Below are 21,359 nucleotides of genomic sequence, written 5' to 3'. Positions count from 1 at the left end.
TCTTCCGCCCCGGCGGAAATCTGGCCGGATCGGCCCGCTCACGTCACGGGAGATGCTTGACTCGTCGTGATGCGCACAGTGCCCTCGGAGCTGAGGGCACGCGAAGGGACCCACGGCGTGAGCGATAGACGGGAGCAGCTGCTCGACCTGCTCGCGCGTGCCGACCGCTGGTTCACGGCCGCGGAGCTGGGGGATCAGCTCGGCGTCACGGCGCGCAGCGTGCGCAGCTACGTCACCGCGGTGAAGACCGAGGCGGCACCGTTCGAACCCCTGCGATCGGGCTCAGCCGGTTATCGGCTCGACCGCGCAGAGTACGCGCGCTGGCGGGCGGCATCCGGAGCCGGGGAATCGACCGCCGAGGAGTCGGGCGGCCCCACAGCGCGTGCCACGCGTCTGCTGCGCCGCCTCGTCGACGCTCCGACCGGCCTGGACGCCTACGCGACGGCAGCTGAACTGCACGTGAGCGAGTCGACGCTCGAGGGCGATCTCACCCGCGTGCGGGCGCGCCTCGACGGCACGGGACTGTCGCTGCATCGGAGTAGCGGCAATCTCGTGCTCGATGGGACCGAGTCGGCCCGACGGCGTCTGCTCGGCACGCTCTTCCGCGAGGAGTCCGCGCGCGGCATGCTCGAACTCGCGGCCATCCAGCGCGAGTTCCCCACCGAGGGTCTGGCCGAGTTCAAGACCGATCTCATCGCAGAGCTGAGCCGGCGCGGCGCCGCCGTGAACGAGTACGGCCTGAGCAACGTGCTGCTGCACATAGCGATCGCCGTCGACAGGGTGCGTCGGCACCACTCGCTGCAGCCGGACGGCGAGACGACGACGGATGCCGCTGACAGCGGCGTCGCCTCGGTCGTCGACGCCCTCGTCGTGCGGCACTTCGACGTACGACTCGGCGCCGAGGATGTCGCCTACCTCGGCTATCTCGTCGAGACCAGGGTCGCGACGCCCGCTCAGGTCGGACCCGACGCTCGCCGCGACGACCTGCTCGATGCCGACGACCTCGCCGAGCTCCGCCGGATCGCTGTGCAGGCCGGCCGCGAGTTCCTCATCGACCTCGACGACGACGAGTTCCTCACCAGGCTCGCCCTGCACGTGCGCAACCTGGTCGCGCGCGCGAACGACCTCTCCTACGCGCGCAACCCTCTGACCCGCTCGATCAAGGCGGGATATCCGCTCACGTACGAGCTGGCGGTCTATATCGCGAACGAGCTGCAGACGAGCCGCGGCATCAGCATCAACGAGGACGAGATCGCGTACATCGCCATGCACGTGGGAGCGTTGGTGGAACAACGCCGACGGGTGGATGACGACCTGGTCGCCTGCTCGATCGTCTCCCCCTCGTACTACGAGCTGCATCTCACTGTGCTCGCCCGCATCGATTCAGCCGTCGGCAGCGACCTCGACGTGCAGAGCGTCGTGACGCGCACCGACGTCGACTGGCGAGCACTCCCGGGCGACATCGTCATCTCAACGGTCGAGCCGCCGGTGCCCGATGAGCGGGTGATCGTCATCGCGCCATTCCTCACCGACGGCGACATCGAGCGCGTGCGCGCGGCCGTGAGCCGCATCCGACGGCACCGTCGTCGTGCTCGGCTGGCCGTCGAACTCGAGCGCTACTTCCAGCCGGAGCTGTTCCTCCGCGACGTCGTGGTGGCCGACGAGGAGGCGATGATCCGACTCCTCGGCGAGCGGATGCGCGACCTCGGCATCATCGACGACGCGTACATCACCGGGGCGATCGAGCGCGAACGCCTCTCATCGACGGCTTTCACCGACACGCTCGCCGTACCGCATGCCCTGGCGATGACCGCCCGGCGCACGTCGATCGCGATCGTGCTGAGCGACGCCCCCATCGACTGGAACGGTGCCCGCGTGAACGTCGTCGCCTTCATCGCGTTCAGCGAGAGCGACAGGTCGAGCTTCCAGGACGTGTTCGATCAGTTCGTCGAGGTGTTCTCCGAGCACGATTCCGTGCACAGGCTGCTGCGCAACGCGCGCGACTACCCGTCATTCATCGAGGAACTGGTGCACGCATTGGCGTGAGCTTCCGCTCGCAGAGGGCCGAGCGCAGCGACCGCCCGAAGCACAGCCGACGGCGCTTCGCCCGCGGACTCCGTCCAGGGCTCAGCGAACGATCTCGACTACGGGATCGGAACCGGCACCACGCCGAGCGGAGCAAGACCGGCTGCCCCGCCGTCCTCGGCCGTGAGCACCCAGACACCACCGGCGTGAACGGCGATGGTGTGCTCCCAGTGCGCGGCGTCGAGGCCGTCCTCCGTCGTGACGGTCCAGTCGTCGTCCTGCACGATGGTGTCGATGGAGCCTTCGACGATCATCGGCTCGATGGCGACCACGAGCCCAGGCTTCACGTCTGGCCCCTTCTGGCGCACCCGGTAGTTGAACACCGGCGGATCCTCGTGCATCGTGCGTCCGATGCCGTGCCCGACGTAGTCGGTCAGGATGCCGTAATCGCCCTGCGACTCGACGTAGCGCTGCACGGCGTCGCCGACCTCGTTGAGGTGCTTCGCGCGAGCCAGGGCCGCGATGCCGTGCCAGAGCGAGAGCTCCGTCACGTCCGAGAGTCGGGTCCTGGAGGCGACGAGCTCGGCGTTCGTGGCATCCGGCACCACGACGGTGAAGGCGGAATCACCGTTCCAGCCCGCGATCTCGGCTCCGGCGTCGACCGAGACGATGTCTCCAGGCGCGATGGGGACGGTGCTCGGGATGCCGTGGACGACGTCGGCGTTCACCGAGACGCAGAGCGTGTGGGAGTACCCGGGCACGAGCTGGAAGTTCGGGATGCCGCCGCCGTCGCGGATCGTCTTCTCGGCGATGGCGTCGAGCTCGAGCGGGGTGATGCCCGGACGGATCGCCCGACGCACGGCGGCCAACGCCGACGCTGTGAGCAGGCCGGGCGCCTGCATCGACCGCAACTCGGCCGGCGACTTGTAGATCGAACGGCGGAAGCCCATGCGGGTCAGTTCGCCACCGCGGAGTCGAGCTCGCCGATTCCGAAGGCCGCGAGGGCGAGGGCGACGCGGTCACCGACCTCGTCGGGCGACCCGAGTCCGTCGACGTCGATCAGCAGGCCGCGGTCGCGGTAGATGTCGACGAGCGGAGCTGTCTCGCGGGTGTAGACCTCCTGGCGGTGCCTGATGGCCGCCTCGGAGTCGTCGACCCGACCCTGCTCGGTGGCGCGCTTGGTGAGGCGGGCCACGATCTCGTCCTGGTCGGCGACGAGGCGGATGACGGCCTCGAGCGGACGACCCTGCTCTGCGAGCAGGTTGTCGAGGTAGCCGACCTGATCGACCGTGCGCGGGTAGCCGTCGAGCAGGAAGCCGTTGCGGGCATCCTCCTCGGCGAGCCGTTCCGTGACGATCTCGTTGGTGAGTTCGTCGGGAACGTAGTCGCCCGCGTCCACGATCTCCTTGACCCGAACGCCCAGGGGCGTCTGGTTCTTGATGTGGTAACGGAAGATGTCGCCCGTCGAGACGTCGGGGATGCTGAACGTCTCACCGATGCGCTTCGCCTGCGTGCCCTTGCCGGCCCCGGGAGGACCGACGATCAGGAGTCGAGCGCCGCGGACCTGGTTGGCCGTGGCCCCGGTCATCGGAGCAGGCCCTCGTAGTGACGCTGCTGCAGCTGCGAGTCGATCTGCTTGACCGTCTCGAGACCGACGCCGACGATGATGAGCACGGATGCTCCACCGAACGGGAAGTTCTGATCGGCACCGAACGCGCTGAAGGCGATCAGTGGCAGCAGCGCGATCGCACCGAGGTAGAACGCACCGGGAAGAGTGATACGGGTCAGCACGAAGTCGAGGTACTCGGCCGTCGGGCGACCGGCGCGGATGCCGGGGATGAACCCGCCGTACTTCTTCATGTTGTCGGCGACCTCTTCGGGGTTGAAGGTGATCGCGACGTAGAAGTACGTGAACCCGACGATGAGGAGGAAGTACAACAGCATGTAGAGCGGGTGATCGCCCTTGGTGAGGTAGTTCGTGATCCAGAGCACCCACGGCTGGGCGGTCTCGCCGGCGGCGGGCTGGTTGAACTGCGCGATCAACGCGGGCAGGTACAGCAGCGACGAGGCGAAGATCACAGGAACGACGCCGGCCATGTTGACCTTGATCGGGATGTACGTGTTGTTGCCGCCGTAGGTGCGCCTGCCGACCATCCGCTTGGCGTATTGCACCGGGACGCGTCGCTGCGACTGTTCGACGAACACCACCGCCAGCACGACGAGCAGGCTCACCGCCAGCACCAGGGCGAACACGTTGAAGCCCTTGGCCTGGAGGATCGAGCCCAGCGAGCCCGGGAAGCGGGCGGCGATCGACGTGAAGATGAGCAGCGACATGCCGTTGCCGATGCCGCGCTCGGTGATGAGCTCACCCATCCACATGATGAGGCCGGTTCCGGCCGTCATGGTGATGACCATGAGCATGATCGCGTACCAGGCGTCGTTCGTGATGAGCTGCGTGCACTCGGGGCTGGCCGAGGTGCCGAACAGCGCACCCGAGCGGGCCACGGTGATGAGCGTCGTGGACTGCAGCACACCGAGGGCGATGGTGAGGTAACGCGTGTACTGCGTCAGCTTCGCCTGACCGGACTGGCCCTCCTTGTAGAGGGTCTCGAAGTGAGGGATGACCACGCGCAGGAGCTGCACGATGATCGAGGCCGTGATGTACGGCATGATGCCCAGCGCGAAGACGGAGAGCTGCAGGAGCGCGCCACCACTGAACAGGTTCACCAGCTCGTAGAGGCCGCTGGTGCCCTGGTTGGCCGCGAGGCAGGCCTGCACGTTGCCGAAGTCGACGAACGGAGCCGGAATGAAAGATCCCAGGCGGAAGAGGGCGACGATGCCCAGAGTGAACCCGATCTTGCGACGAAGGTCGGGCGTGCGGAAGATCCGCGCGATGGCGCTAAACACAAAGCCTCCTGGTGTGGTGTGAAGTCAGCCTACCTGCGAATCGAGCCTGCCGAGACCGCCTCGTGATGAGGACTGATCTCGACAGGCTCGATTCAGACAGATGCAGGTACTACTTGACCGACCCGCCGGCGGCGACGATCTTCTGCTCAGCGGAGCCGGAGACCTTGTCGACCGTGACGTTCAGCTTGACAGCGATGTCACCGCTGCCGAGAACCTTGACCTTCTCGTTCTTGCGAACGGCGCCCTTGGCCACGAGGTCGGTGACGGTGACGTCGCCGCCCTTCGGGTAGAGCTCGGCGAGCTTCTCCAGGTTGACGACCTGGTACTCGACGCGGAAGGGGTTCTTGAAGCCGCGCAGCTTGGGAGTGCGCATGTGGAGGGGCATCTGGCCACCCTCGAATCCGATGCGCACGGTGTAGCGCGCCTTCGTACCCTTGGTACCGCGACCAGCGGTCTTACCCTTGGAGCCCTCACCGCGACCCACGCGGGTCTTGGCCTTCTTGGCACCGGGAGCAGGGCGCAGGTGGTGCACCTTGAGGACCTGCTCGCGGGCCTCGGTCGGCTCGGCCTTGGCCTTGGGCTTGGCAGCAGTGGCCGGGGCCTTGTCTGCAGCAGCCTTGTCGGCGCCGGCGGCCTTGGGGGCCGCCTTCTTGGCCGGAGCGTTGTCGGCAGCAGCAGCCTTCGGTGCAGCAGCCTTCTTGGCCGGAGCCTTGTCGGCAGCAGCAGCCTTGGGAGCAGCGGCCTTCTTGGCGGGTGCCTTCTCAGCAGCAGCCTTGGGGGCTGCAGCCTTCTTGGCAGGAGCCTTGACGGCGTCCTTCTCGGTTTCCTTGGCCTCAGCCATTAGTCGATCTCCTCAACCTTCACCAGGTGAGCGACGGTCTTGACGTAGCCACGGTTCTGAGGAGTGTCCTCACGAACGACGGACTGACCGATGCGCTTGAGTCCCAGGCTGCGAAGCGTGTCGCGCTGGTACTGCTTTTCACTAACTTTGGACTTGATCTGCGTGACCTTGAGCTGGGCCATCAGGCACCTGCCTTCACTGCTGCGGCAGCCTCGGCAGCCTGCGCCTCTGCGCGGAGCAGACGAGCCGGAGCGACCTGGTCGTAGTCGAGGCCACGACGAGCGGCAACCGCACGCGGCTCTTCGAGCTGCTTGAGTGCCTCGACGGTGGCGTGCACGATGTTGATCGTGTTCGACGAACCGAGCGACTTGCTCAGCACGTCGTGGATACCGGCGCACTCGAGAACGGCGCGGACGGGGCCACCGGCGATAACACCGGTACCGGCACCGGCCGGACGCAGGAGGACGACACCGGCGGCTGCCTCACCCTGCACGGGGTGCGGGATGGTGCTGCCGACGCGGGGAACGCGGAAGAAGTTCTTCTTCGCCTCCTCGACGCCCTTCGAGATGGCGGTCGGGACCTCGCGGGCCTTGCCGTAGCCGACGCCGACGAGTCCGTTGCCGTCACCGACGACGACGAGGGCGGTGAAGCTGAAGCGACGTCCACCCTTGACGACCTTGGACACACGGTTGATGGTCACGACGCGCTCGAGGAACTGGCTCTTCTCGGCGTCGCGGCTTCCGCGGTCACGGTTCGGGTTGCGCTCACGGCCACCACGGCGAGCCTCACGAGGCTCTGCCTGTGCGGTCTCCGTCGATGCAGCGGTTTCCACCGGTGCCTCTGCGGTCACTTCTTGCTCCTTGTTGGGGGTGTTCTCGCTCACAGGTTGAGCCCTGCCTCTCGCGCTCCATCGGCGATAGCAGCGACGCGACCCGCGTACTTGCTTCCACCACGGTCGAATACGACGGCCTCGACACCGGCAGCCTTGGCACGCTCGGCGACGAGCTCGCCGACCTTGCGGGCCTTGGCGGTCTTGTCACCGTCGAACGTACGGAGGTCCGCCTCCATGGTCGATGCCGACGCAAGGGTGAAGCCCTTGCTGTCGTCGACGACCTGGACGAAGACGTGACGCGCTGAGCGGGTCACGACGAGACGCGGACGCAGCTCGGAGCCGACGACCTTCTTGCGCAGACGGGTGTGGCGGCGCGAACGCGCAGCCGACTTGCTCTTGCCTCTTGTTCCAAGAGCCATGATTACTTACCAGCCTTTCCGGCCTTACGGCGAACGACCTCACCGGCATAGCGGATGCCCTTGCCCTTGTAGGGCTCCGGCTTCTTGATCTTGCGGATGTTCGCAGCGGTCTCACCGACGGCCTGCTTGTCGATACCCGCGACGGTGATCTTGTTGTTGCCCTCGACGGTCAACGTGATGCCGGCAGGGGCCTCGACGGTGACGGGGTGCGAGAAGCCGAGCGCCAGCTCGAGAGAGGCACCCTTCTGGGCGACGCGGTAACCGGTACCGACGATCTCGAGTCCCTTGGAGTAGCCCGCGGTGACGCCGATGATCTGGTTGTTGATGAGGGTACGAGTGAGTCCGTGGAGCGAACGCGATGCGCGCTCGTCGTCGGGACGGGTGACGAGAACCTGGTTCTCCTCGACCGTGGCCTCGATCGGGGCGGCGATGGTGAGCGCGAGCTCGCCCTTCGGGCCCTTGACCGAGACGTCCTGACCGTCGATCGTCACGGTGACGCCGGCGGGGATGTCAATGGGAAGTCGACCGATACGTGACATGTCGGATTACCACACGTAGGCGAGGACTTCTCCGCCTACGCCCTTCTTCTCGGCCTGGCGGTCGGTGAGCAGACCGCTGGAGGTGGACAGGATGGCAACGCCGAGGCCGCCGAGCACCTTGGGGATCTCGGTGGACTTCGCGTACACGCGGAGGCCGGGCTTCGAGACGCGCTTGATGCCTGCGATGGACCGCTCGCGGTTGGGGCCGAACTTGAGGTTCAGGGTGAGCGTCTGACCGACGCGTGCGTCGGCGACGTCGAAGCCGGCGATGTAACCCTCGCGCTGGAGGATCTCGGCAATGTGCGACTTGAGCTTGGAGTGCGGCATCGACACGGTGTCGTGGTGTGCCGAGTTCGCGTTGCGCAGTCTGGTCAGCATGTCTGCGACCGGATCTGTCATCGTCATGTGATGTTTATCCTTCTATTCACCAGGTTTCGAGCATCCGTTACACGGAAGTCGACCTGTGGTGTTGGGGGCCCGGCGACTGCCTGACCCCGGTATTCCGATGGGCCCGCCTCCCGCCCGAAGGCGGAAGGCGAACCAACCGAACAGTCTACTGCTGGTTCTCGGCCGTCTTGAACGGGAAGCCGAGCTGCTTGAGCAGCGCGCGGCCCTCGTCGTCGCTCTTGGCAGTCGTCACGATCGTGATGTCCATGCCGCGAACGCGGTCGATCTTGTCCTGGTCGATCTCGTGGAAGACGCTCTGCTCCTGAAGACCGAAGGTGTAATTGCCGGTTCCGTCGAACTGCTTGTCCGAGAGGCCGCGGAAGTCGCGGATACGGGGCAGTGCGAGCGAGAGCAGACGGTCGAGGAACTCCCACATGCGGTCGCCGCGAAGCGTGACGTGGGCGCCGATGGGCTGACCCTCGCGAAGCTTGAACTGGGCGATCGACTTGCGGGCCTTCGTGACCTGCGGCTTCTGGCCGGTGATCTTGGTGAGGTCTGCGACCGCACCGTCGATGACCTTGCCATCACGAGCGGCCTCGCCGACACCCATGTTCACGACGATCTTCACCAGGCCGGGAACCTGGTGCACGTTCGTGTACCCGTTCTCCTTGGTGAGCTCGGCCGCGATCTCGGTGCGGTAGCGCTGCTTGAGGCGGGGCTGGATTTTGCCAGTTCCCACGGCAGTTTCAGTCATTACAGGTCCTTACCTGACTTCTTGGCGTAACGGATGCGGACCGTCTTGGTGACGCCGTCCTTCGTTACTTCTTCCATGCGGAAGCCGACGCGGGTCGGCTTCTTGGTCTCGGGGTCGACGATCGCGACGTTCGACACGTGGATCGGAGCCTCGTGCGTCTCGATGCCGCCGGTCTTCGTGCCACGCTGCGTCTGTCCGACGCGCACGTGCTTGGTCACGAAGTTGACGCCCTCGACGATGACGCGGTTCTTCTCGACCTGCACCTCGATGACCTTGCCCTGCTTGCCGCGATCTCCGCCGCGAGCCTGGCTGCGTCCCGAGATGACCTGCACGAGGTCACCCTTCTTGATGTTCGCCATGATTTAGATGACCTCCGGCGCCAGCGAGATGATCTTCATGAACTTCTTGTCGCGAAGCTCGCGACCGACCGGTCCGAAGATGCGGGTACCACGGGGGTCTCCGTCATTCTTCAAGATCACTGCAGCGTTCTCATCGAACTTGATGTACGACCCGTCGGCGCGACGGGTGTTCTTCTTGGTGCGGACGATGACGGCCTTGACGACGTCACCCTTCTTCACGTTTCCGCCGGGGATTGCATCCTTCACCGTGGCGACGATGACGTCACCGAGGCCGGCGTAGCGACGCTTGGATCCACCGAGAACGCGGATGGTGAGCAGCTCCTTGGCGCCGGTGTTGTCGGCGACCTTGAGGCGTGATTCCTGCTGAAGCACTTCTAACTCCTTCTATCAAGCAAGCCCGAGGCTTACTTGGCCTTCTCGAGGATCTCGACCAGGCGCCAGCGCTTGGAGGCGCTGAGGGGACGGGTCTCGCTGATGAGGACGAGGTCGCCGATGCCGGCCGTGTTGAGCTCGTCGTGCGCCTTCACCTTGGAGGTGCGGCGGATGACCTTGCCGTACAGCGGGTGCTTCACGCGGTCCTCGACCTCGACGACGATGGTCTTCTCCATCTTGTCGCTCGTGACGTAGCCACGACGGGTCTTGCGGTAGCCGCGAACGAGCTCAGCCGTCTCGGCGACCTCGACCGCAGCTGCGGCCTTCTTGGTCTCAGCCATGACTAGGCCTCCTTCGTCTCTGCAGCCTCGGTGACCTCGTCGGTCGCCTTGGCCTTCTTGGCGCTCTTCTTCTCAGCCTTGGCGGGAACCTCGACCGGTGCGGGAGTGGCACGAATGCCGAGCTCCCGCTCACGGATGACCGTGTAGATGCGAGCAATGTCGCGCTTGACCGCACGCAGGCGGCCGTGGCTCTCGAGCTGGCCGGTGGCCGACTGGAAGCGCAGGTTGAACAGCTCTTCCTTGCTCTTCTTCAGCTCTTCTACGAGACGCTCGTCGTCGTAGGTGTCGAGCTCGACTGAGGCGAGCTCCTTGGATCCGATCGCCATTATGCGTCGCCCTCCTCGCGCTTGATGATGCGTGCCTTGAGAGGCAGCTTGTGGATTGCACGGGTCATGGCCTCACGAGCGAGTTCCTCGGAGACGCCGGAGACCTCGAAGAGGACTCGACCCGGCTTGACGTTAGCGACCCACCACTCGGGCGAACCCTTACCGGAACCCATGCGGGTCTCGGCAGGCTTCTTGGTGAGCGGGCGGTCGGGGTAGATGTTGATCCACACCTTTCCACCGCGCTTGATGTGACGCGTCATCGCGATACGAGCGGACTCGATCTGACGGTTGGTCACGTAGGCGGAGGTCAGGGCCTGGATACCGTACTCACCGAAGGTGACCTTGGTACCACCGGTGGCCTGGCCGGAACGGCCGGGGTGGTGCTGCTTACGGTGCTTGACTCGACGGGGAATCAACATTATGCCGACGCTCCTTCCGCGACCGGAGCCTCAGCGCGCGGTGCGCGGCGGGGGCGGTCGTCACGACGCTCGGGGCGCGACGACTTCTGGTTCGCCTGCTCGCGAGCGAGTTCCTTGTTGGTGATGTCGCCCTTGTAGATCCAGACCTTCACGCCGATGCGGCCGAAGGTGGTCTTCGCCTCGTAGAAGCCGTAGTCGATGTTCGCGCGGAGCGTGTGCAGCGGCACACGGCCTTCGCGGTAGAACTCCGAACGGCTCATCTCAGCGCCGCCGAGGCGGCCGGAGACCTGGATGCGGACACCCTTGACGGACGGGGTGCGCTGGGCGCCCTGCAGACCCTTGCGCATCGCGCGGCGGAAGGCCACACGTGCGGAGAGCTGCTCGGCGATGCCCTGCGCGACCAGCTGAGCGTCAGCCTCGGGGTTCTTGACCTCGAGGATGTTCAGCTGGATCTGCTTGGCGGTGAGCTTCTCGAGGTCGGCGCGGATGCGCTCGGCCTCTGCTCCACGCCGGCCGATGACGATGCCCGGGCGAGCGGTGTGGATGTCCACACGCACTCGGTCACGGGTGCGCTCGATCTCGATGCGCGAGACTCCCGCGCGGTCGAGCGAGGTCTGCAGCAGACGACGGATCTTGATGTCCTCAGCGATGTAGTCGCTATAGCGCTGACCCGGCTTGGTCGAGTCGGAGAACCAACGCGACACGTGGTCGGTCGTGATTCCCAGACGGAAACCGTAGGGGTTTACCTTCTGACCCATTACTTCGTACCCTCCTCAGGAGTGGCGAGCACAACAGTGATGTGGCTGGTGCGCTTCAAAATCTGGAATGCACGGCCCTGGGCACGCGGCTGGAAACGCTTGAGGGTTGCACCCTCGTCGACGAATGCCTTGGCGATGTACAGGTCCTGCTCGTCCAGGTAGGTGTTCGAGGCGTCGGCCTTGACTCGCGCATTCGCGATTGCCGAGGCAACCAGCTTGTACACGGGCTCACTTGCACCCTGCGGGGCGAACTTCAGGATGGCGAGTGCCTCCTGAGCCTGCTTTCCGCGGATGAGGTTGACGACGCGACGAGCCTTCTGGGGGGTGACGCGGATGTGTCGCACGCGTGCGATCGACTCCACCATTTCTTCTCCTCCTTCACGTCACCGCGTTAGCGGCGACGGCCCTTCTTGTCGTCCTTCACGTGTCCACGGAAGGTGCGGGTGGGCGCGAACTCGCCGAGCTTGTGCCCGACCATGGTCTCGGTGACGAACACCGGGATGTGCTTGCGACCGTCGTGCACCGCGATGGTGTGACCCAGCATGGCCGGGATGATCATCGAGCGGCGCGACCAGGTCTTGATCACGTTCTTGCTGTTGGCCTCGTTGGCCGAGATCACCTTGCGAAGCAGGTGGTCATCGACGAAGGGGCCCTTCTTGAGACTGCGTGGCATCTTCTACAACTCCTACTTACGCTTCTTGCCGACGTTGCGTCGACGGACAATGAGCTGGTCGCTGGGAAGGTTGCGCTTGCGTGTGCGGCCTTCCTTCTGTCCCCAGGGGCTGACCGGGTGACGTCCACCGGAGGTCTTGCCCTCACCACCACCGTGCGGGTGGTCGACAGGGTTCATGGCGACACCACGCACGGTCGGGCGAACGCCCTTCCAGCGCATGCGGCCGGCCTTGCCCCAGTTGATGTTCGACTGCTCGGCGTTGCCGACCTCGCCGATCGTGGCGCGGCAGCGCGCATCCACGTTGCGGATCTCACCCGAGGGGAGACGCAGCTGGGCGTAGGGGCCATCCTTGGCGACGAGACGCACGGAGGCGCCGGCCGAACGGGCCATCTTCGCGCCGCCACCGGGACGGAGCTCGATGGCGTGGATGACGGTACCCGTGGGGATGTTCTTCAGCGGGAGGTTGTTGCCCGGCTTGATGTCAGCGCTTGCGCCCGACTCGATCATGTCGCCCTGGGCGAGCTTGTTCGGAGCCAGGATGTAGCGCTTGGTGCCGTCTGCGAAGTGCAGCAGCGCGATACGGGCGGTGCGGTTGGGGTCGTACTCGATGTGAGCGACCTTGGCCGGCACGCCGTCCTTGTCGTTGCGCTTGAAGTCGATCACGCGGTACTGGCGCTTGTGGCCACCACCGATGTGACGGGTCGTGATGCGACCCTGGTTGTTACGTCCACCGGTCTTGGGCAGCGGGCGAAGCAGCGACTTCTCGGGGGTCGAGCGGGTGATCTCTGCGAAGTCCGCAACAGACGAACCGCGGCGACCCGGCGTCGTGGGCTTGTACTTACGAATAGCCATAGTTATTCCTCTGCTCCCTAGCCGACAGCCGTGAAGATGTCGATGGAACCGGACTTGAGCGTGACGATGGCACGCTTGGTGTCCTTGCGCTTGCCCATACCGAACTTGGTGCGGCGGGTCTTGCCAACACGGTTGAGCGTGTTGATCGAAGCGACCTGAACGTTGAAGATCTTCTCGATGGCGAGCTTGATCTCGGTCTTGTTCGAGCGCGGGTCCACGATGAACGTGTACTTGCCCTCGTCGATCAGGCCGTAGCTCTTCTCCGAGACGACCGGCGAGATGATGACATCGCGCGGGTCCTTGTTGTGGGCGGCGCTCATGCGGAGACCTCAACCTTCTTGGTCTTGGCTGCGATGAACGAGTCCAGAGCAGCCTTGGTGAAGACGATGTCGTCGGAGACGAGGACGTCGTAGGCGTTCAGCTGGTCGGCCGTGAGGGTGTGCACGGTCGGGATGTTGCGCACAGCCTTGAGAGCCTGCTCGTCACCGCGCGAGAGCACGATGAGAACGTGCTTCGACGTGGCGATCTGGTCGAGCAGGGCGATGACGGCCTTGGTCTTCGGGGTCTCACCGAGGGTGAGCGACTCGACGACGTGCACGCGGGCACCACGAGCGCGGTCCGAGAGAGCACCGAGCAGGGCTGCGGCGATCATCTTCTTGGGGGTGCGCTGCGAGTAGTCGCGGGGGGTCGGTCCGTGGACGATTCCACCACCGGTCATCTGAGGGGCGCGGATCGAGCCCTGACGAGCGCGACCGGTTCCCTTCTGCTTGAACGGCTTGCGGCCGGCGCCGGAGACCTCGCCACGGCTCTTCACCTTGTGCGTGCCCTGGCGAGCAGCTGCAAGCTGTGCCACGACGACCTGGTGGATGAGCGGGACGTTGGTCTGCACGTCGAAGAGCTCAGCGGGGAGCTCGACGGTGCCGGACTTCTTTCCAGTCACGTCGACGACGTCGACGGTGTTGGTAGCGGTAGCCATGTGGTTACGCCCCCTTCACTGCGGTGCGGACGAAAACGAGGCGGCCACGAGCGCCGGGAACGGCACCCTTGACCAGGATGAGGCCCTTCTCGGCGTCGATCGCCTGAACCTTGAGGTTCATGACGGTGACGCGCTCGGCACCCATGCGACCGGCCATGCGCATGCCCTTGAAGACACGGCTGGGGGTCGAGGAGGCGCCGATGGAGCCCGGCTTGCGGTGGTTGCGGTGCGAACCGTGCGAAGCGGAGACACCCTTGAAGTTGTGGCGCTTCATGACACCGGCGGTGCCCTTACCCTTGCTCGTGCCGACGACGTCGACGAGCTGTCCGGCCTCGAACACACCTTCAGCGGTGAGCTCCTGGCCGAGGGTGTAGTCGGCGGCGTCAGCCGTGCGCACCTCGGTGAGGTGACGACGCGGGGTGACTCCGGCCTTGTCGAAGTGACCGGCGGCAGGCTTGGTCACCTTGCGCGGGTCGATCTGGCCTGCGGCGATCTGCACGGCGCTGTAGCCGTCGACCTCTGCGGTACGAATCTGGGTGACCACGTTGGGCGTGATCTCGATGACGGTGACGGGGATGAGCTTGTTGTTCTCGTCCCACACCTGGGTCATGCCAAGCTTCGTGCCGAGCAGACCCTTGCTGGTCTTGTTAGCAGTAGACATGGTCGTTCCCTTAGAGCTTGATCTCGATGTTGACATCGGCCGGAAGGTCGAGGCGCATCAGCGAGTCGACAGCCTTGGGCGTCGGGTCGATGATGTCGATGAGGCGCTTGTGGGTGCGCATCTCGAAGTGCTCGCGGCTGTCCTTGTACTTGTGGGGGGAACGGATCACGCAGATCACGTTCTTCTCCGTCGGAAGCGGCACGGGGCCGACGACGGTTGCACCAGCACGGGTGACCGTGTCGACGATCTTGCGCGCCGAGGTGTCGATGACCTCGTGGTCGTATGACTTCAGTCGAATGCGGATCTTCTGTCCCGCCATGTCGAACTCTCTCTCTGTCAAGGCGTCTTACATCCGGACTCTCTCGAGCCGGCTGCATTGGACGCCGTCGTAGCACTACGTATGTCGCACCACTGTTTATCTGTCAATCGGCCGCCGACCGGGCCTGTCCACACAACCGGAACACGTGCATCCGATGATGTCGACAGACCCGCCCTGCGAGCCTGTCACCGACTCCCACGCCTCCGGCCTGGACCGGAAGAGGCACAGAGATAGACCCTGCGCAGTGATTGTCGATTAAGTCCGTCCTGCTGCCCGCGGCCTAACCTGATCCCGGAGGGAGGTTATGCACTGCCTGGCAGTGATTCGAAGACGCGCGAACACGCAGTCATCCGAAATGCTGAACTAGTCGAGTTTGCCACACTGAGAGCCATGCTGCAAGCCCGGGCGTGTCGCGCCCCGGGGACTCCCAGCTTCGGCGTGATTCCGGGCCACGGGCGTCACCCGACCGCGGCTCTTTCCCGGGTGCGGGCGACGTGCAGCATGGCCACGGCGACGAGCATCAGCACGGCCGCGACGACGAGCGCCGAGGCTCCCCCGGTGAACCGCACGAGCACCGCTCCCCCGGCGCCACCGAGTCCCATGGCGAGCACTGCACCGAGGCGACGACGCCACTTGTCGCCTGTTCCCCCTGCCAGTCGGCTGTCGATAGCGAGGTTGGCGAGAGTCGAGGTGACCACGATCGTGGTCACGTCGGTGATGCCCGTTGCGCGCACGCTCGCGGCCTGCGCGCCCATGACGATGGCCAGAAGGCCTGTCACAGCGAGCAGGAGCACCCCCTCGAGCGTGTGCACCGAGAGCCAGACGATGCCGAGGACCAACGCCAACGCGGCGGATCCGAGCAGGACGACGAGGTTGGCCGTCGGCAGGCGGCTGGCGTGCACTCGACCGCGCACGATGCGAGCGCACAGGAGCGCCCCGATCAGGAAGCCGACGAGTGCGACGACGTTGTTGAGCAGGGGAGTTGTTCCGGTGCCTGCCAGGGCGAATCCGATGAAGAGCACGTTCCCGGTCATGTTGCCGGTGAAGACCCTGTCGAGGGCGAGGTAGCTGACGGCGTCGACGACCCCGGTCGACAAGGTGAGGAGCTGCAGTGCCGGCAGGAACGCGACGTCGAAGCGTCGCTGGGTCGCGGCATCCGTCATACGCTCAACGGTACAGACAGAATGACGTGGGGACGGTTGCATGACGAACGACAGGATTCCGACCGGAGTGCGCGTGGCACCGGGCAGCGTCTCGGCCACGAGGGTGGGCGAGCGCACGTTCGAGGGGCGCAATGACCGGGGCTCGACGGTACTGATAGGTCCGGTCGCCATCGAGGGCGCCTTCACCCCGGGCGAGCTGCTGAAGGCGGCGCTGGCCGGATGCGCCGGCATGAGTGCCGACTCGGTGATCGCCCGCCGACTCGGCGAGGACTTCACGGCGACGTACTGGGCTCACGGCACCTCCGACGAGGACGAGAACCGGTACAAGGCGATCGACGAGGAGATCGTGATCGACGGCCTCGACGAGATGAGTGTCGAGGATCGGGCTCGGCTGATCAGCCTCATCGAGCGGTCGATCGAGAAGTCGTGCACCGTCGCCAGGAGCGTCGGCAGCGCCATCGACCTGTCGACCACGATCAACGGCACCGAGGTCTGAGCCTCGCCCGGTCAGCCGCCGCTGCACGGGCGGACACGGTCATGGGGAGTCGCTGCTGCAGGCCAGGTTCTCTGACTGCTCGGTGAGCGCGTTCGCCGCCACGGCCGACGTCCCGATGAGCGCGACGCCCATCGCCGCAGCTCCCACGATGATGGTGCGCGTGCGCAGGCGATGATCGGCGACTCCGAAGCGGATGGGATCCTCGAGCAGCCTGGTGGTGCCCCACGCCAGCAGCAGCGAGATGGCCAGCAGGAGCAGCATCACCGGATCCTCACTGGGCCGGCCCGTGATGTACGGCGTCAGCAGCACCACAGGCCAGTGCCAGAGGTAGAGCGCGTAGGAGATGCCGCCGACCCAGAGCACCGGCGGGAACGACACCAGGCGGCCGGTTGACCACGAGACGGCCGGAGTGCCCGCCCAGATGACGGCGGCCGCCCCGAGCACGGGCATCAGCACGAGCAGGCCCGGGAAGGCGTCGACATCGGTTGCGATGTAGACGGATGCGACGATCAGCGCGAGGCCGAGCCAGGACGTGGCCGCACGCAGCCGCTCATGGCCCACGACGACGGGAACGCAGGCGAGCAGCCCGCCGATGCCGAACTCCCACGCCCGGCTGAGGGTGGAGAAGTACGCCAGGTTGTTGTCGATGCTGACGAGGACGAGGGACGTCACGAAGGAGAGAGCCGTCACCGCGGCGAGCAGGCCGACGACGACCTGCATCCGGGGTCGAACGAAGCGTGAGGCGATCCAGACTCCGGCGAGGATGACGAGGGGCCAGACGAGGTAGAACTGCTCCTCGACCGACAGCGACCAGTAGTGCTGGACCGGCGTCGACTGGAGGCCCGCCGTCACGGCCTGCTGCGACTCGATGGACTGCGCCCAGTTCTCGACGAACAGCGTGCTCGCCAGGATCTCGCGGAACCAACGCGCGGCCTCGGCCGGCGGAACGACGATGGCCGTCATGACCGAGGTGACTGCGAGCACGAGCAGCGCTGAGGGCAGGATGCGGCGCACGCGGCGTCCGTAGAAGCGGGCGAAGCGGATGCGACCGGTCTGGGCGGCATCCCGCAGCAGGATGCCCGTGATCAGGAACCCCGAGACGACGAAGAAGACGTCGACGCCCACATAACCCGCCGGGGACAGCGCCGGCCAGAAGTGGTAGAGCACCACGACGCCGACGGCGAGGGCACGCAGCGCCTGGATCTCGGGGCGCGCCGGAGCTCGGTCGGACCTGACCGCATTCTCACTGTGCACGATCCCACGCAAACACGGCCTCCATGCGAACGCAAGGGGTTGCGGAGGACTCTCACGCAAACGTCTTCGACGTGAAACCGCGAAAAAGGGCCGGACCCGAAGGCCCGACCCTTTTCCGTGCATCTCGATGCGCGTCGCGCTGCGCGTCGCGCTGCGCGGCGCTACTCGATGAGCGGTGTTACTTGATGATGCTGGTGACCGTACCGGCACCCACGGTGCGTCCACCCTCACGGATGGCGAAGCCGAGGCCCTCTTCCATGGCGATCGGCTGGATCAGCGCGACCGTCATGTCGGTGGTGTCGCCGGGCATGACCATCTCGGTGCCCTCGGGCAGCGTGATGACGCCGGTGACGTCGGTGGTGCGGAAGTAGAACTGCGGACGGTAGTTCGCGTAGAACGGGTTGTGACGCCCACCCTCATCCTTGGACAGGATGTACGCGGTGCCCTCGAAGTCGGTGTGCGGCGTGACCGAACCCGGCTTGACGACGACCTGGCCGCGCTCGACATCCTCGCGCTTGGTGCCGCGGAGGAGCAGACCACAGTTCTCGCCGGCCCATGCCTCGTCGAGCTGCTTGTGGAACATCTCGATACCAGTGACCGTGGTCTTCTGCGTCGGGCGGATGCCGACGATCTCGACCTCGGAGTTGATCTTGAGGGTTCCGCGCTCGGCGCGGCCGGTGACGACGGTTCCACGACCGGTGATCGTGAAGACGTCCTCGACGGGCATGAGGAACGGCTTGTCCTTGTCGCGGATCGGGTCCGGAACGGACTCGTCGACGGCGTCCATGAGCGTGAGGATCGACTGGACCCACTTCTCGTCACCCTCGAGAGCCTTGAGGCCCGAGACCTGGACGACGGGGGCGTTGTCGCCATCGAAGCCCTGGCTGGAGAGCAGCTCGCGAACCTCGAGCTCGACGAGCTCCAGGATCTCCTCGTCGTCGACCATGTCGGACTTGTTCAGCGCGACGAGCAGGTAGGGAACGCCGACCTGCTTGGCGAGCAGCACGTGCTCACGCGTCTGAGCCATCGGGCCGTCGGTGGCGGCGACCACGAGGATCGCGCCGTCCATCTGTGCAGCACCGGTGATCATGTTCTTGATGTAGTCAGCGTGACCAGGAGCGTCGACGTGCGCGTAGTGGCGCTTCGGCGTCTCGTACTCGACGTGCGAGATGTTGATCGTGATGCCGCGCTGGCGCTCCTCGGGAGCGGAGTCGATCGACGCGAAGTCGCGCTGCACGTTGGTGGCAGACGGGAACTTGTCCGCGAGCACCTTCGAGATAGCGGCGGTGAGCGTGGTCTTGCCGTGGTCGACGTGACCGATCGTTCCGATGTTGACGTGCGGCTTGGTCCGCTCGAACTTGGCCTTAGCCACTGTGGGTCCTCCTCAGGACTCGTGTAGAAGCGCCGGGCGCTGGATTGCACTCGGTTTCTACGGGGGTTTGTGTTGTCATGTTACTTCATCAACCGGGGCGTGAACCGGGGGAGCTGGGCTCCCCCGGCGCCGACATTGCTGTCAGTGCTCCAGCGCGGTGAACGCAGGTGGTGTTACTCGCCCTTGTTCTTCTGGACGATCTCGTCGGCGACTGCCTTCGGGACCTCCGAGTAGCTGTCGAACGTCATCGAGTACACGGCGCGGCCCGAGGTCTTCGAGCGCAGGTCGCCGATGTATCCGAACATCTCCGACAGGGGGACGTTGGCGCGAATGACCTTCACACCACTGGCGTCCTCCATGGACTGGATCTGACCGCGGCGCGAGTTCAGGTCACCGATGACGTCACCCATGTATTCCTCAGGGGTGCGCACCTCGACGGCCATCAGCGGCTCGAGCAGAACCGGGTTCGCCTTCCGAGCGGCTTCCTTGAAGCCCATCGAGCCGGCGATCTTGAACGCCATCTCCGAGGAGTCGACGTCGTGTGCAGCGCCGTCAAGCAGGCTTGCCTTGACGCCGACCATCGGGTATCCGGCCAGGATGCCGTACTGCATGGCGTCCTGGAATCCGGCATCCACCGAGGGAATGTATTCACGGGGAACGCGTCCACCGGTGGTCTTGTTCTCGAACAGGTAGGTCTGCTCGGCCGTGACCTCGAGGGGCTCCAGCGCGAACTGGATCTTGGCGAACTGGCCCGATCCACCCGTCTGCTTCTTGTGAGTGAAGTCGTGACGCTCGACGGCCTTCTTGATCGTCTCGCGGTACGCGACCTGGGGCTTGCCCACGTTGGCCTCGACGTTGAACTCGCGCTTCATGCGGTCGACCAGGATGTCGAGGTGCAGCTCGCCCATTCCCTTGATGACCGTCTGACCGGTCTCCTGGTTCTGCTCGGTGCGGAAGGTCGGGTCCTCTTCGGCGAGCTTCTGGATCGCGGTACCGAGCTTCTCCTGGTCGGCCTTGGTCTTCGGCTCGATGGCGACCTCGATGACGGGCTCCGGGAAGGTCATCGACTCGAGCACGACCTGGTTGTCGGGGTCGCACAGGGTGTCACCCGTGGTCGTGTCCTTGAGGCCGATGACGGCGTAGATGTTGCCGGCGGTCACCGAGTCGACGGGGATCTCCTTGTTGGCGTGCATCTGGAAGATCTTGCCGATGCGCTCCTTCTTGCCCTTGGTCGAGTTGATGACCTGGGCACCGGAGTCGAGACGACCCGAGTAGACGCGCACGTAGGTGAGGCGACCGAAGAACGGGTGCACAGCGACCTTGAACGCCAGAGCCGTGAACGGCTCGGTGGAGTCCGCGTGACGCATGACGACCTTCTCCTCGTCGCGAGCGTCGTGCGCCTCGATGGCGGGGACGTCGAGCGGGGAGGGGAGGAAGTCGATGACGGCGTCGAGCATCGGCTGCACGCCGCGGTTCTTGAACGCGGAACCGCAGAGGACGGGGTAGATCTCCGAGTTGACGGTGAGCTTGCGGATCGCGGCCTTGATCTCGGCCACGGTCAGCTCGTCGCCACCGAAGTACTTCTCCATGAGGTCGTCGCTGGTCTCGGCGACGGTCTCGAGGAGGAGGGTGCGGTACTCCGCAGCCTTCTCGACGAGGTCGGCGGGGATCTCCTCGATGGCGTACTTGGCGCCCATCTGGACGTCACCCTTGGCGTCTCCGCGCCAGGTGAGTGCACGCATCTCGATCAGGTCGACGACGCCCTCGAAGTTCGACTCGGAGCCGATCGGGAGCTGCAGGACCAGCGGCTTGGCGCCGAGGCGCTTCACGATGGTCTCGACGGTGAAATAGAAGTCGGCGCCGAGCTTGTCCATCTTGTTGACGAAGCAGATGCGCGGGACGTTGTACTTGTCGGCCTGACGCCAGACGGTCTCGGACTGGGGCTCGACGCCCTCCTTGCCGTCGAAGACGGCGACGGCGCCGTCGAGCACGCGGAGCGAGCGCTCCACCTCGACGGTGAAGTCGACGTGGCCGGGGGTGTCGATGATGTTGATCTGGTTCTTGTTCCAGTAGCAGGTCACGGCGGCAGACGTGATCGTGATGCCGCGCTCCTTCTCCTGCTCCATCCAGTCGGTCGTCGAGGCGCCGTCGTGGGTCTCGCCGATCTTGTGGTTGACGCCCGTGTAGAACAGGATGCGCTCAGTTGTCGTCGTCTTGCCGGCATCGATGTGGGCCATGATGCCGATGTTGCGGACCTTGCTCAGGTCGGTGAGCACGTCTTGTGCCACGGGGTGTCCTCCGAAAAGTTGTTGGG

General features: G+C 65.4%; 29 protein-coding genes. 2 read left to right on the top strand and 27 right to left on the bottom strand.

The genetic code is table 11. The annotated features are described in order from the left end of the window. Positions 1-117: 117 nt before the first annotated feature. Positions 118-2,046 carry a BglG family transcription antiterminator gene (locus AADV74_RS16325; protein ID WP_342116116.1) on the top strand — a complete coding sequence of 643 codons (1,929 nt, stop codon included), beginning with the start codon at positions 118-120 and terminating at the stop codon, positions 2,044-2,046. Between the two features lie 98 nt (positions 2,047-2,144). Here AADV74_RS16325 and map read toward each other — a convergent pair whose 3' ends face one another. The 24 genes from map to AADV74_RS16205 all read right to left on the bottom strand — a co-directional run bounded on the left by map (position 2,145) and on the right by AADV74_RS16205 (position 15,923). Continuing rightward, positions 2,145-2,975 carry a type I methionyl aminopeptidase gene (map, locus tag AADV74_RS16320; RefSeq protein WP_342116113.1) on the bottom strand — a complete coding sequence of 277 codons (831 nt, stop codon included), beginning with the start codon at positions 2,973-2,975 and terminating at the stop codon, positions 2,145-2,147. 5 nt (positions 2,976-2,980) lie between these two features. After that, positions 2,981-3,613 (bottom strand): adenylate kinase, encoded by a 633-nt coding sequence (locus AADV74_RS16315; protein WP_342116109.1) that lies wholly within the window; start codon positions 3,611-3,613, stop codon positions 2,981-2,983. Then, on the bottom strand, positions 3,610-4,932 hold the full coding sequence (gene secY, locus AADV74_RS16310; protein WP_056165749.1) for a preprotein translocase subunit SecY: 1,323 nt from the start codon (positions 4,930-4,932) through the stop codon (positions 3,610-3,612). The genes AADV74_RS16315 and secY overlap by 4 nt, the downstream gene beginning before the upstream one ends. 109 nt (positions 4,933-5,041) lie before the next feature. Beyond that, a complete protein-coding gene (rplO, locus tag AADV74_RS16305; RefSeq protein WP_342116106.1) occupies positions 5,042-5,773 on the bottom strand; it encodes a 50S ribosomal protein L15 in 732 nt (243 codons plus the stop codon). Next, the gene (gene rpmD, locus AADV74_RS16300) at positions 5,773-5,955 is read right to left on the bottom strand and encodes a 50S ribosomal protein L30 (protein WP_183060650.1); all 183 of its coding nucleotides are present in this window, start codon (positions 5,953-5,955) and stop codon (positions 5,773-5,775) included. Before rpmD ends, rplO begins: the two co-directional genes overlap by 1 nt. Continuing rightward, complete coding sequence (gene rpsE / locus AADV74_RS16295) at positions 5,955-6,623, bottom strand: 30S ribosomal protein S5 (protein ID WP_268765481.1); 669 nt, start codon at positions 6,621-6,623, stop codon at positions 5,955-5,957. Before rpsE ends, rpmD begins: the two co-directional genes overlap by 1 nt. A 29-nt stretch (positions 6,624-6,652) precedes the next feature. Continuing rightward, positions 6,653-7,024 carry a 50S ribosomal protein L18 gene (gene rplR / locus AADV74_RS16290; protein WP_055821334.1) on the bottom strand — a complete coding sequence of 124 codons (372 nt, stop codon included), beginning with the start codon at positions 7,022-7,024 and terminating at the stop codon, positions 6,653-6,655. A gap of 2 nt (positions 7,025-7,026) precedes the next feature. Further along, positions 7,027-7,563 carry a 50S ribosomal protein L6 gene (rplF, locus tag AADV74_RS16285; RefSeq protein ID WP_342116094.1) on the bottom strand — a complete coding sequence of 179 codons (537 nt, stop codon included), beginning with the start codon at positions 7,561-7,563 and terminating at the stop codon, positions 7,027-7,029. A 6-nt stretch (positions 7,564-7,569) separates the two neighbouring features. Then, complete coding sequence (gene rpsH, locus AADV74_RS16280) at positions 7,570-7,968, bottom strand: 30S ribosomal protein S8 (protein ID WP_055821339.1); 399 nt, start codon at positions 7,966-7,968, stop codon at positions 7,570-7,572. A 148-nt stretch (positions 7,969-8,116) separates the two neighbouring features. After that, positions 8,117-8,704 (bottom strand): 50S ribosomal protein L5, encoded by a 588-nt coding sequence (gene rplE, locus AADV74_RS16275; protein ID WP_056165746.1) that lies wholly within the window; start codon positions 8,702-8,704, stop codon positions 8,117-8,119. Continuing rightward, positions 8,704-9,063, bottom strand: coding sequence for a 50S ribosomal protein L24 (gene rplX, locus AADV74_RS16270; RefSeq protein ID WP_342116090.1), 360 nt, complete (start codon positions 9,061-9,063; stop codon positions 8,704-8,706). The genes rplE and rplX overlap by 1 nt, the downstream gene beginning before the upstream one ends. A 3-nt stretch (positions 9,064-9,066) precedes the next feature. Further along, a complete protein-coding gene (rplN, locus tag AADV74_RS16265; RefSeq protein WP_055821349.1) occupies positions 9,067-9,435 on the bottom strand; it encodes a 50S ribosomal protein L14 in 369 nt (122 codons plus the stop codon). Between the two features lie 32 nt (positions 9,436-9,467). Next, positions 9,468-9,776, bottom strand: a complete 309-nt coding sequence (rpsQ, locus tag AADV74_RS16260; protein WP_055907435.1) for a 30S ribosomal protein S17 — start codon at positions 9,774-9,776, stop codon at positions 9,468-9,470. 2 nt (positions 9,777-9,778) lie between these two features. Further along, positions 9,779-10,102 carry a 50S ribosomal protein L29 gene (rpmC, locus tag AADV74_RS16255; RefSeq protein ID WP_055821355.1) on the bottom strand — a complete coding sequence of 108 codons (324 nt, stop codon included), beginning with the start codon at positions 10,100-10,102 and terminating at the stop codon, positions 9,779-9,781. Beyond that, the gene (rplP, locus tag AADV74_RS16250) at positions 10,102-10,521 is read right to left on the bottom strand and encodes a 50S ribosomal protein L16 (RefSeq protein WP_056165737.1); all 420 of its coding nucleotides are present in this window, start codon (positions 10,519-10,521) and stop codon (positions 10,102-10,104) included. The genes rpmC and rplP overlap by 1 nt, the downstream gene beginning before the upstream one ends. Further along, the gene (gene rpsC / locus AADV74_RS16245) at positions 10,521-11,279 is read right to left on the bottom strand and encodes a 30S ribosomal protein S3 (RefSeq protein WP_055821362.1); all 759 of its coding nucleotides are present in this window, start codon (positions 11,277-11,279) and stop codon (positions 10,521-10,523) included. The genes rplP and rpsC overlap by 1 nt, the downstream gene beginning before the upstream one ends. After that, positions 11,279-11,644 (bottom strand): 50S ribosomal protein L22, encoded by a 366-nt coding sequence (gene rplV / locus AADV74_RS16240; RefSeq protein WP_082467805.1) that lies wholly within the window; start codon positions 11,642-11,644, stop codon positions 11,279-11,281. Before rplV ends, rpsC begins: the two co-directional genes overlap by 1 nt. 26 nt (positions 11,645-11,670) lie before the next feature. Next, complete coding sequence (rpsS, locus tag AADV74_RS16235) at positions 11,671-11,952, bottom strand: 30S ribosomal protein S19 (RefSeq protein ID WP_055821365.1); 282 nt, start codon at positions 11,950-11,952, stop codon at positions 11,671-11,673. A gap of 12 nt (positions 11,953-11,964) precedes the next feature. Beyond that, the gene (gene rplB, locus AADV74_RS16230; RefSeq protein ID WP_055907448.1) at positions 11,965-12,804 is read right to left on the bottom strand and encodes a 50S ribosomal protein L2; all 840 of its coding nucleotides are present in this window, start codon (positions 12,802-12,804) and stop codon (positions 11,965-11,967) included. Positions 12,805-12,821: 17 nt separating this feature from the next. Further along, on the bottom strand, positions 12,822-13,124 hold the full coding sequence (gene rplW / locus AADV74_RS16225; protein ID WP_055821369.1) for a 50S ribosomal protein L23: 303 nt from the start codon (positions 13,122-13,124) through the stop codon (positions 12,822-12,824). After that, positions 13,121-13,780 carry a 50S ribosomal protein L4 gene (rplD, locus tag AADV74_RS16220; RefSeq protein ID WP_342116070.1) on the bottom strand — a complete coding sequence of 220 codons (660 nt, stop codon included), beginning with the start codon at positions 13,778-13,780 and terminating at the stop codon, positions 13,121-13,123. The genes rplW and rplD overlap by 4 nt, the downstream gene beginning before the upstream one ends. Positions 13,781-13,784: 4 nt before the next feature. Then, a complete protein-coding gene (gene rplC, locus AADV74_RS16215) occupies positions 13,785-14,441 on the bottom strand; it encodes a 50S ribosomal protein L3 (RefSeq protein WP_055821377.1) in 657 nt (218 codons plus the stop codon). A 10-nt stretch (positions 14,442-14,451) separates the two neighbouring features. Further along, positions 14,452-14,760: a 30S ribosomal protein S10 gene (rpsJ, locus tag AADV74_RS16210; protein ID WP_055821380.1), complete on the bottom strand. Its 309-nt coding sequence runs from the start codon at positions 14,758-14,760 to the stop codon at positions 14,452-14,454. A 458-nt stretch (positions 14,761-15,218) separates the two neighbouring features. Next, the gene (locus AADV74_RS16205; protein ID WP_342116066.1) at positions 15,219-15,923 is read right to left on the bottom strand and encodes a YoaK family protein; all 705 of its coding nucleotides are present in this window, start codon (positions 15,921-15,923) and stop codon (positions 15,219-15,221) included. Between the two features lie 40 nt (positions 15,924-15,963). Here AADV74_RS16205 and AADV74_RS16200 point away from each other — a divergent pair, with 40 nt between their 5' ends. After that, the gene (locus tag AADV74_RS16200; protein ID WP_342116064.1) at positions 15,964-16,419 is read left to right on the top strand and encodes an OsmC family protein; all 456 of its coding nucleotides are present in this window, start codon (positions 15,964-15,966) and stop codon (positions 16,417-16,419) included. A 39-nt stretch (positions 16,420-16,458) separates the two neighbouring features. On the opposite strand, the gene AADV74_RS16195 is transcribed toward AADV74_RS16200, so the two are convergent. The 3 genes from AADV74_RS16195 to fusA form a co-directional block, all read right to left on the bottom strand. Beyond that, positions 16,459-17,673, bottom strand: coding sequence for an acyltransferase family protein (locus AADV74_RS16195; protein WP_342116061.1), 1,215 nt, complete (start codon positions 17,671-17,673; stop codon positions 16,459-16,461). A gap of 178 nt (positions 17,674-17,851) precedes the next feature. After that, positions 17,852-19,045: an elongation factor Tu gene (gene tuf, locus AADV74_RS16190; protein ID WP_056165721.1), complete on the bottom strand. Its 1,194-nt coding sequence runs from the start codon at positions 19,043-19,045 to the stop codon at positions 17,852-17,854. 173 nt (positions 19,046-19,218) lie between these two features. After that, positions 19,219-21,333, bottom strand: a complete 2,115-nt coding sequence (gene fusA, locus AADV74_RS16185; protein ID WP_342116056.1) for an elongation factor G — start codon at positions 21,331-21,333, stop codon at positions 19,219-19,221. Positions 21,334-21,359 lie beyond the last annotated feature (26 nt).

This window comes from Leifsonia stereocauli (genome assembly GCF_038432415.1).
Taxonomy (GTDB): Bacteria; Actinomycetota; Actinomycetes; order Actinomycetales; family Microbacteriaceae; genus Orlajensenia; species Orlajensenia stereocauli.
This window is presented reverse-complemented; position numbering and strand designations above follow the sequence as displayed.

Coding starts and splice junctions, on each gene's coding strand:
- rpsS (WP_055821365.1), bottom strand. CDS start 11,952: ATGCCACGCAGTCTCAAGAAGGGCCCCTTCGTCGATGACCACCTGCTT.
- rpsH (WP_055821339.1), bottom strand. CDS start 7,968: ATGACGATGACAGATCCGGTCGCAGACATGCTGACCAGACTGCGCAAC.
- rplW (WP_055821369.1), bottom strand. CDS start 13,124: ATGAGCGCCGCCCACAACAAGGACCCGCGCGATGTCATCATCTCGCCG.
- AADV74_RS16205 (WP_342116066.1), bottom strand. CDS start 15,923: ATGACGGATGCCGCGACCCAGCGACGCTTCGACGTCGCGTTCCTGCCG.
- map (WP_342116113.1), bottom strand. CDS start 2,975: ATGGGCTTCCGCCGTTCGATCTACAAGTCGCCGGCCGAGTTGCGGTCG.
- rplB (WP_055907448.1), bottom strand. CDS start 12,804: ATGGCTATTCGTAAGTACAAGCCCACGACGCCGGGTCGCCGCGGTTCG.
- rpmD (WP_183060650.1), bottom strand. CDS start 5,955: ATGGCCCAGCTCAAGGTCACGCAGATCAAGTCCAAAGTTAGTGAAAAG.
- rpsJ (WP_055821380.1), bottom strand. CDS start 14,760: ATGGCGGGACAGAAGATCCGCATTCGACTGAAGTCATACGACCACGAG.
- rplV (WP_082467805.1), bottom strand. CDS start 11,644: ATGGTGGAGTCGATCGCACGCGTGCGACACATCCGCGTCACCCCCCAG.
- rplO (WP_342116106.1), bottom strand. CDS start 5,773: ATGGCTGAGGCCAAGGAAACCGAGAAGGACGCCGTCAAGGCTCCTGCC.
- rpmC (WP_055821355.1), bottom strand. CDS start 10,102: ATGGCGATCGGATCCAAGGAGCTCGCCTCAGTCGAGCTCGACACCTAC.
- rpsC (WP_055821362.1), bottom strand. CDS start 11,279: ATGGGTCAGAAGGTAAACCCCTACGGTTTCCGTCTGGGAATCACGACC.
- rplC (WP_055821377.1), bottom strand. CDS start 14,441: ATGTCTACTGCTAACAAGACCAGCAAGGGTCTGCTCGGCACGAAGCTT.
- rplR (WP_055821334.1), bottom strand. CDS start 7,024: ATGGCTCTTGGAACAAGAGGCAAGAGCAAGTCGGCTGCGCGTTCGCGC.
- rplF (WP_342116094.1), bottom strand. CDS start 7,563: ATGTCACGTATCGGTCGACTTCCCATTGACATCCCCGCCGGCGTCACC.
- rplD (WP_342116070.1), bottom strand. CDS start 13,780: ATGGCTACCGCTACCAACACCGTCGACGTCGTCGACGTGACTGGAAAG.
- AADV74_RS16315 (WP_342116109.1), bottom strand. CDS start 3,613: ATGACCGGGGCCACGGCCAACCAGGTCCGCGGCGCTCGACTCCTGATC.
- rplX (WP_342116090.1), bottom strand. CDS start 9,063: ATGGCGAACATCAAGAAGGGTGACCTCGTGCAGGTCATCTCGGGACGC.
- rpsQ (WP_055907435.1), bottom strand. CDS start 9,776: ATGGCTGAGACCAAGAAGGCCGCAGCTGCGGTCGAGGTCGCCGAGACG.
- rplP (WP_056165737.1), bottom strand. CDS start 10,521: ATGTTGATTCCCCGTCGAGTCAAGCACCGTAAGCAGCACCACCCCGGC.
- rplE (WP_056165746.1), bottom strand. CDS start 8,704: ATGACTGAAACTGCCGTGGGAACTGGCAAAATCCAGCCCCGCCTCAAG.
- AADV74_RS16200 (WP_342116064.1), top strand. CDS start 15,964: ATGACGAACGACAGGATTCCGACCGGAGTGCGCGTGGCACCGGGCAGC.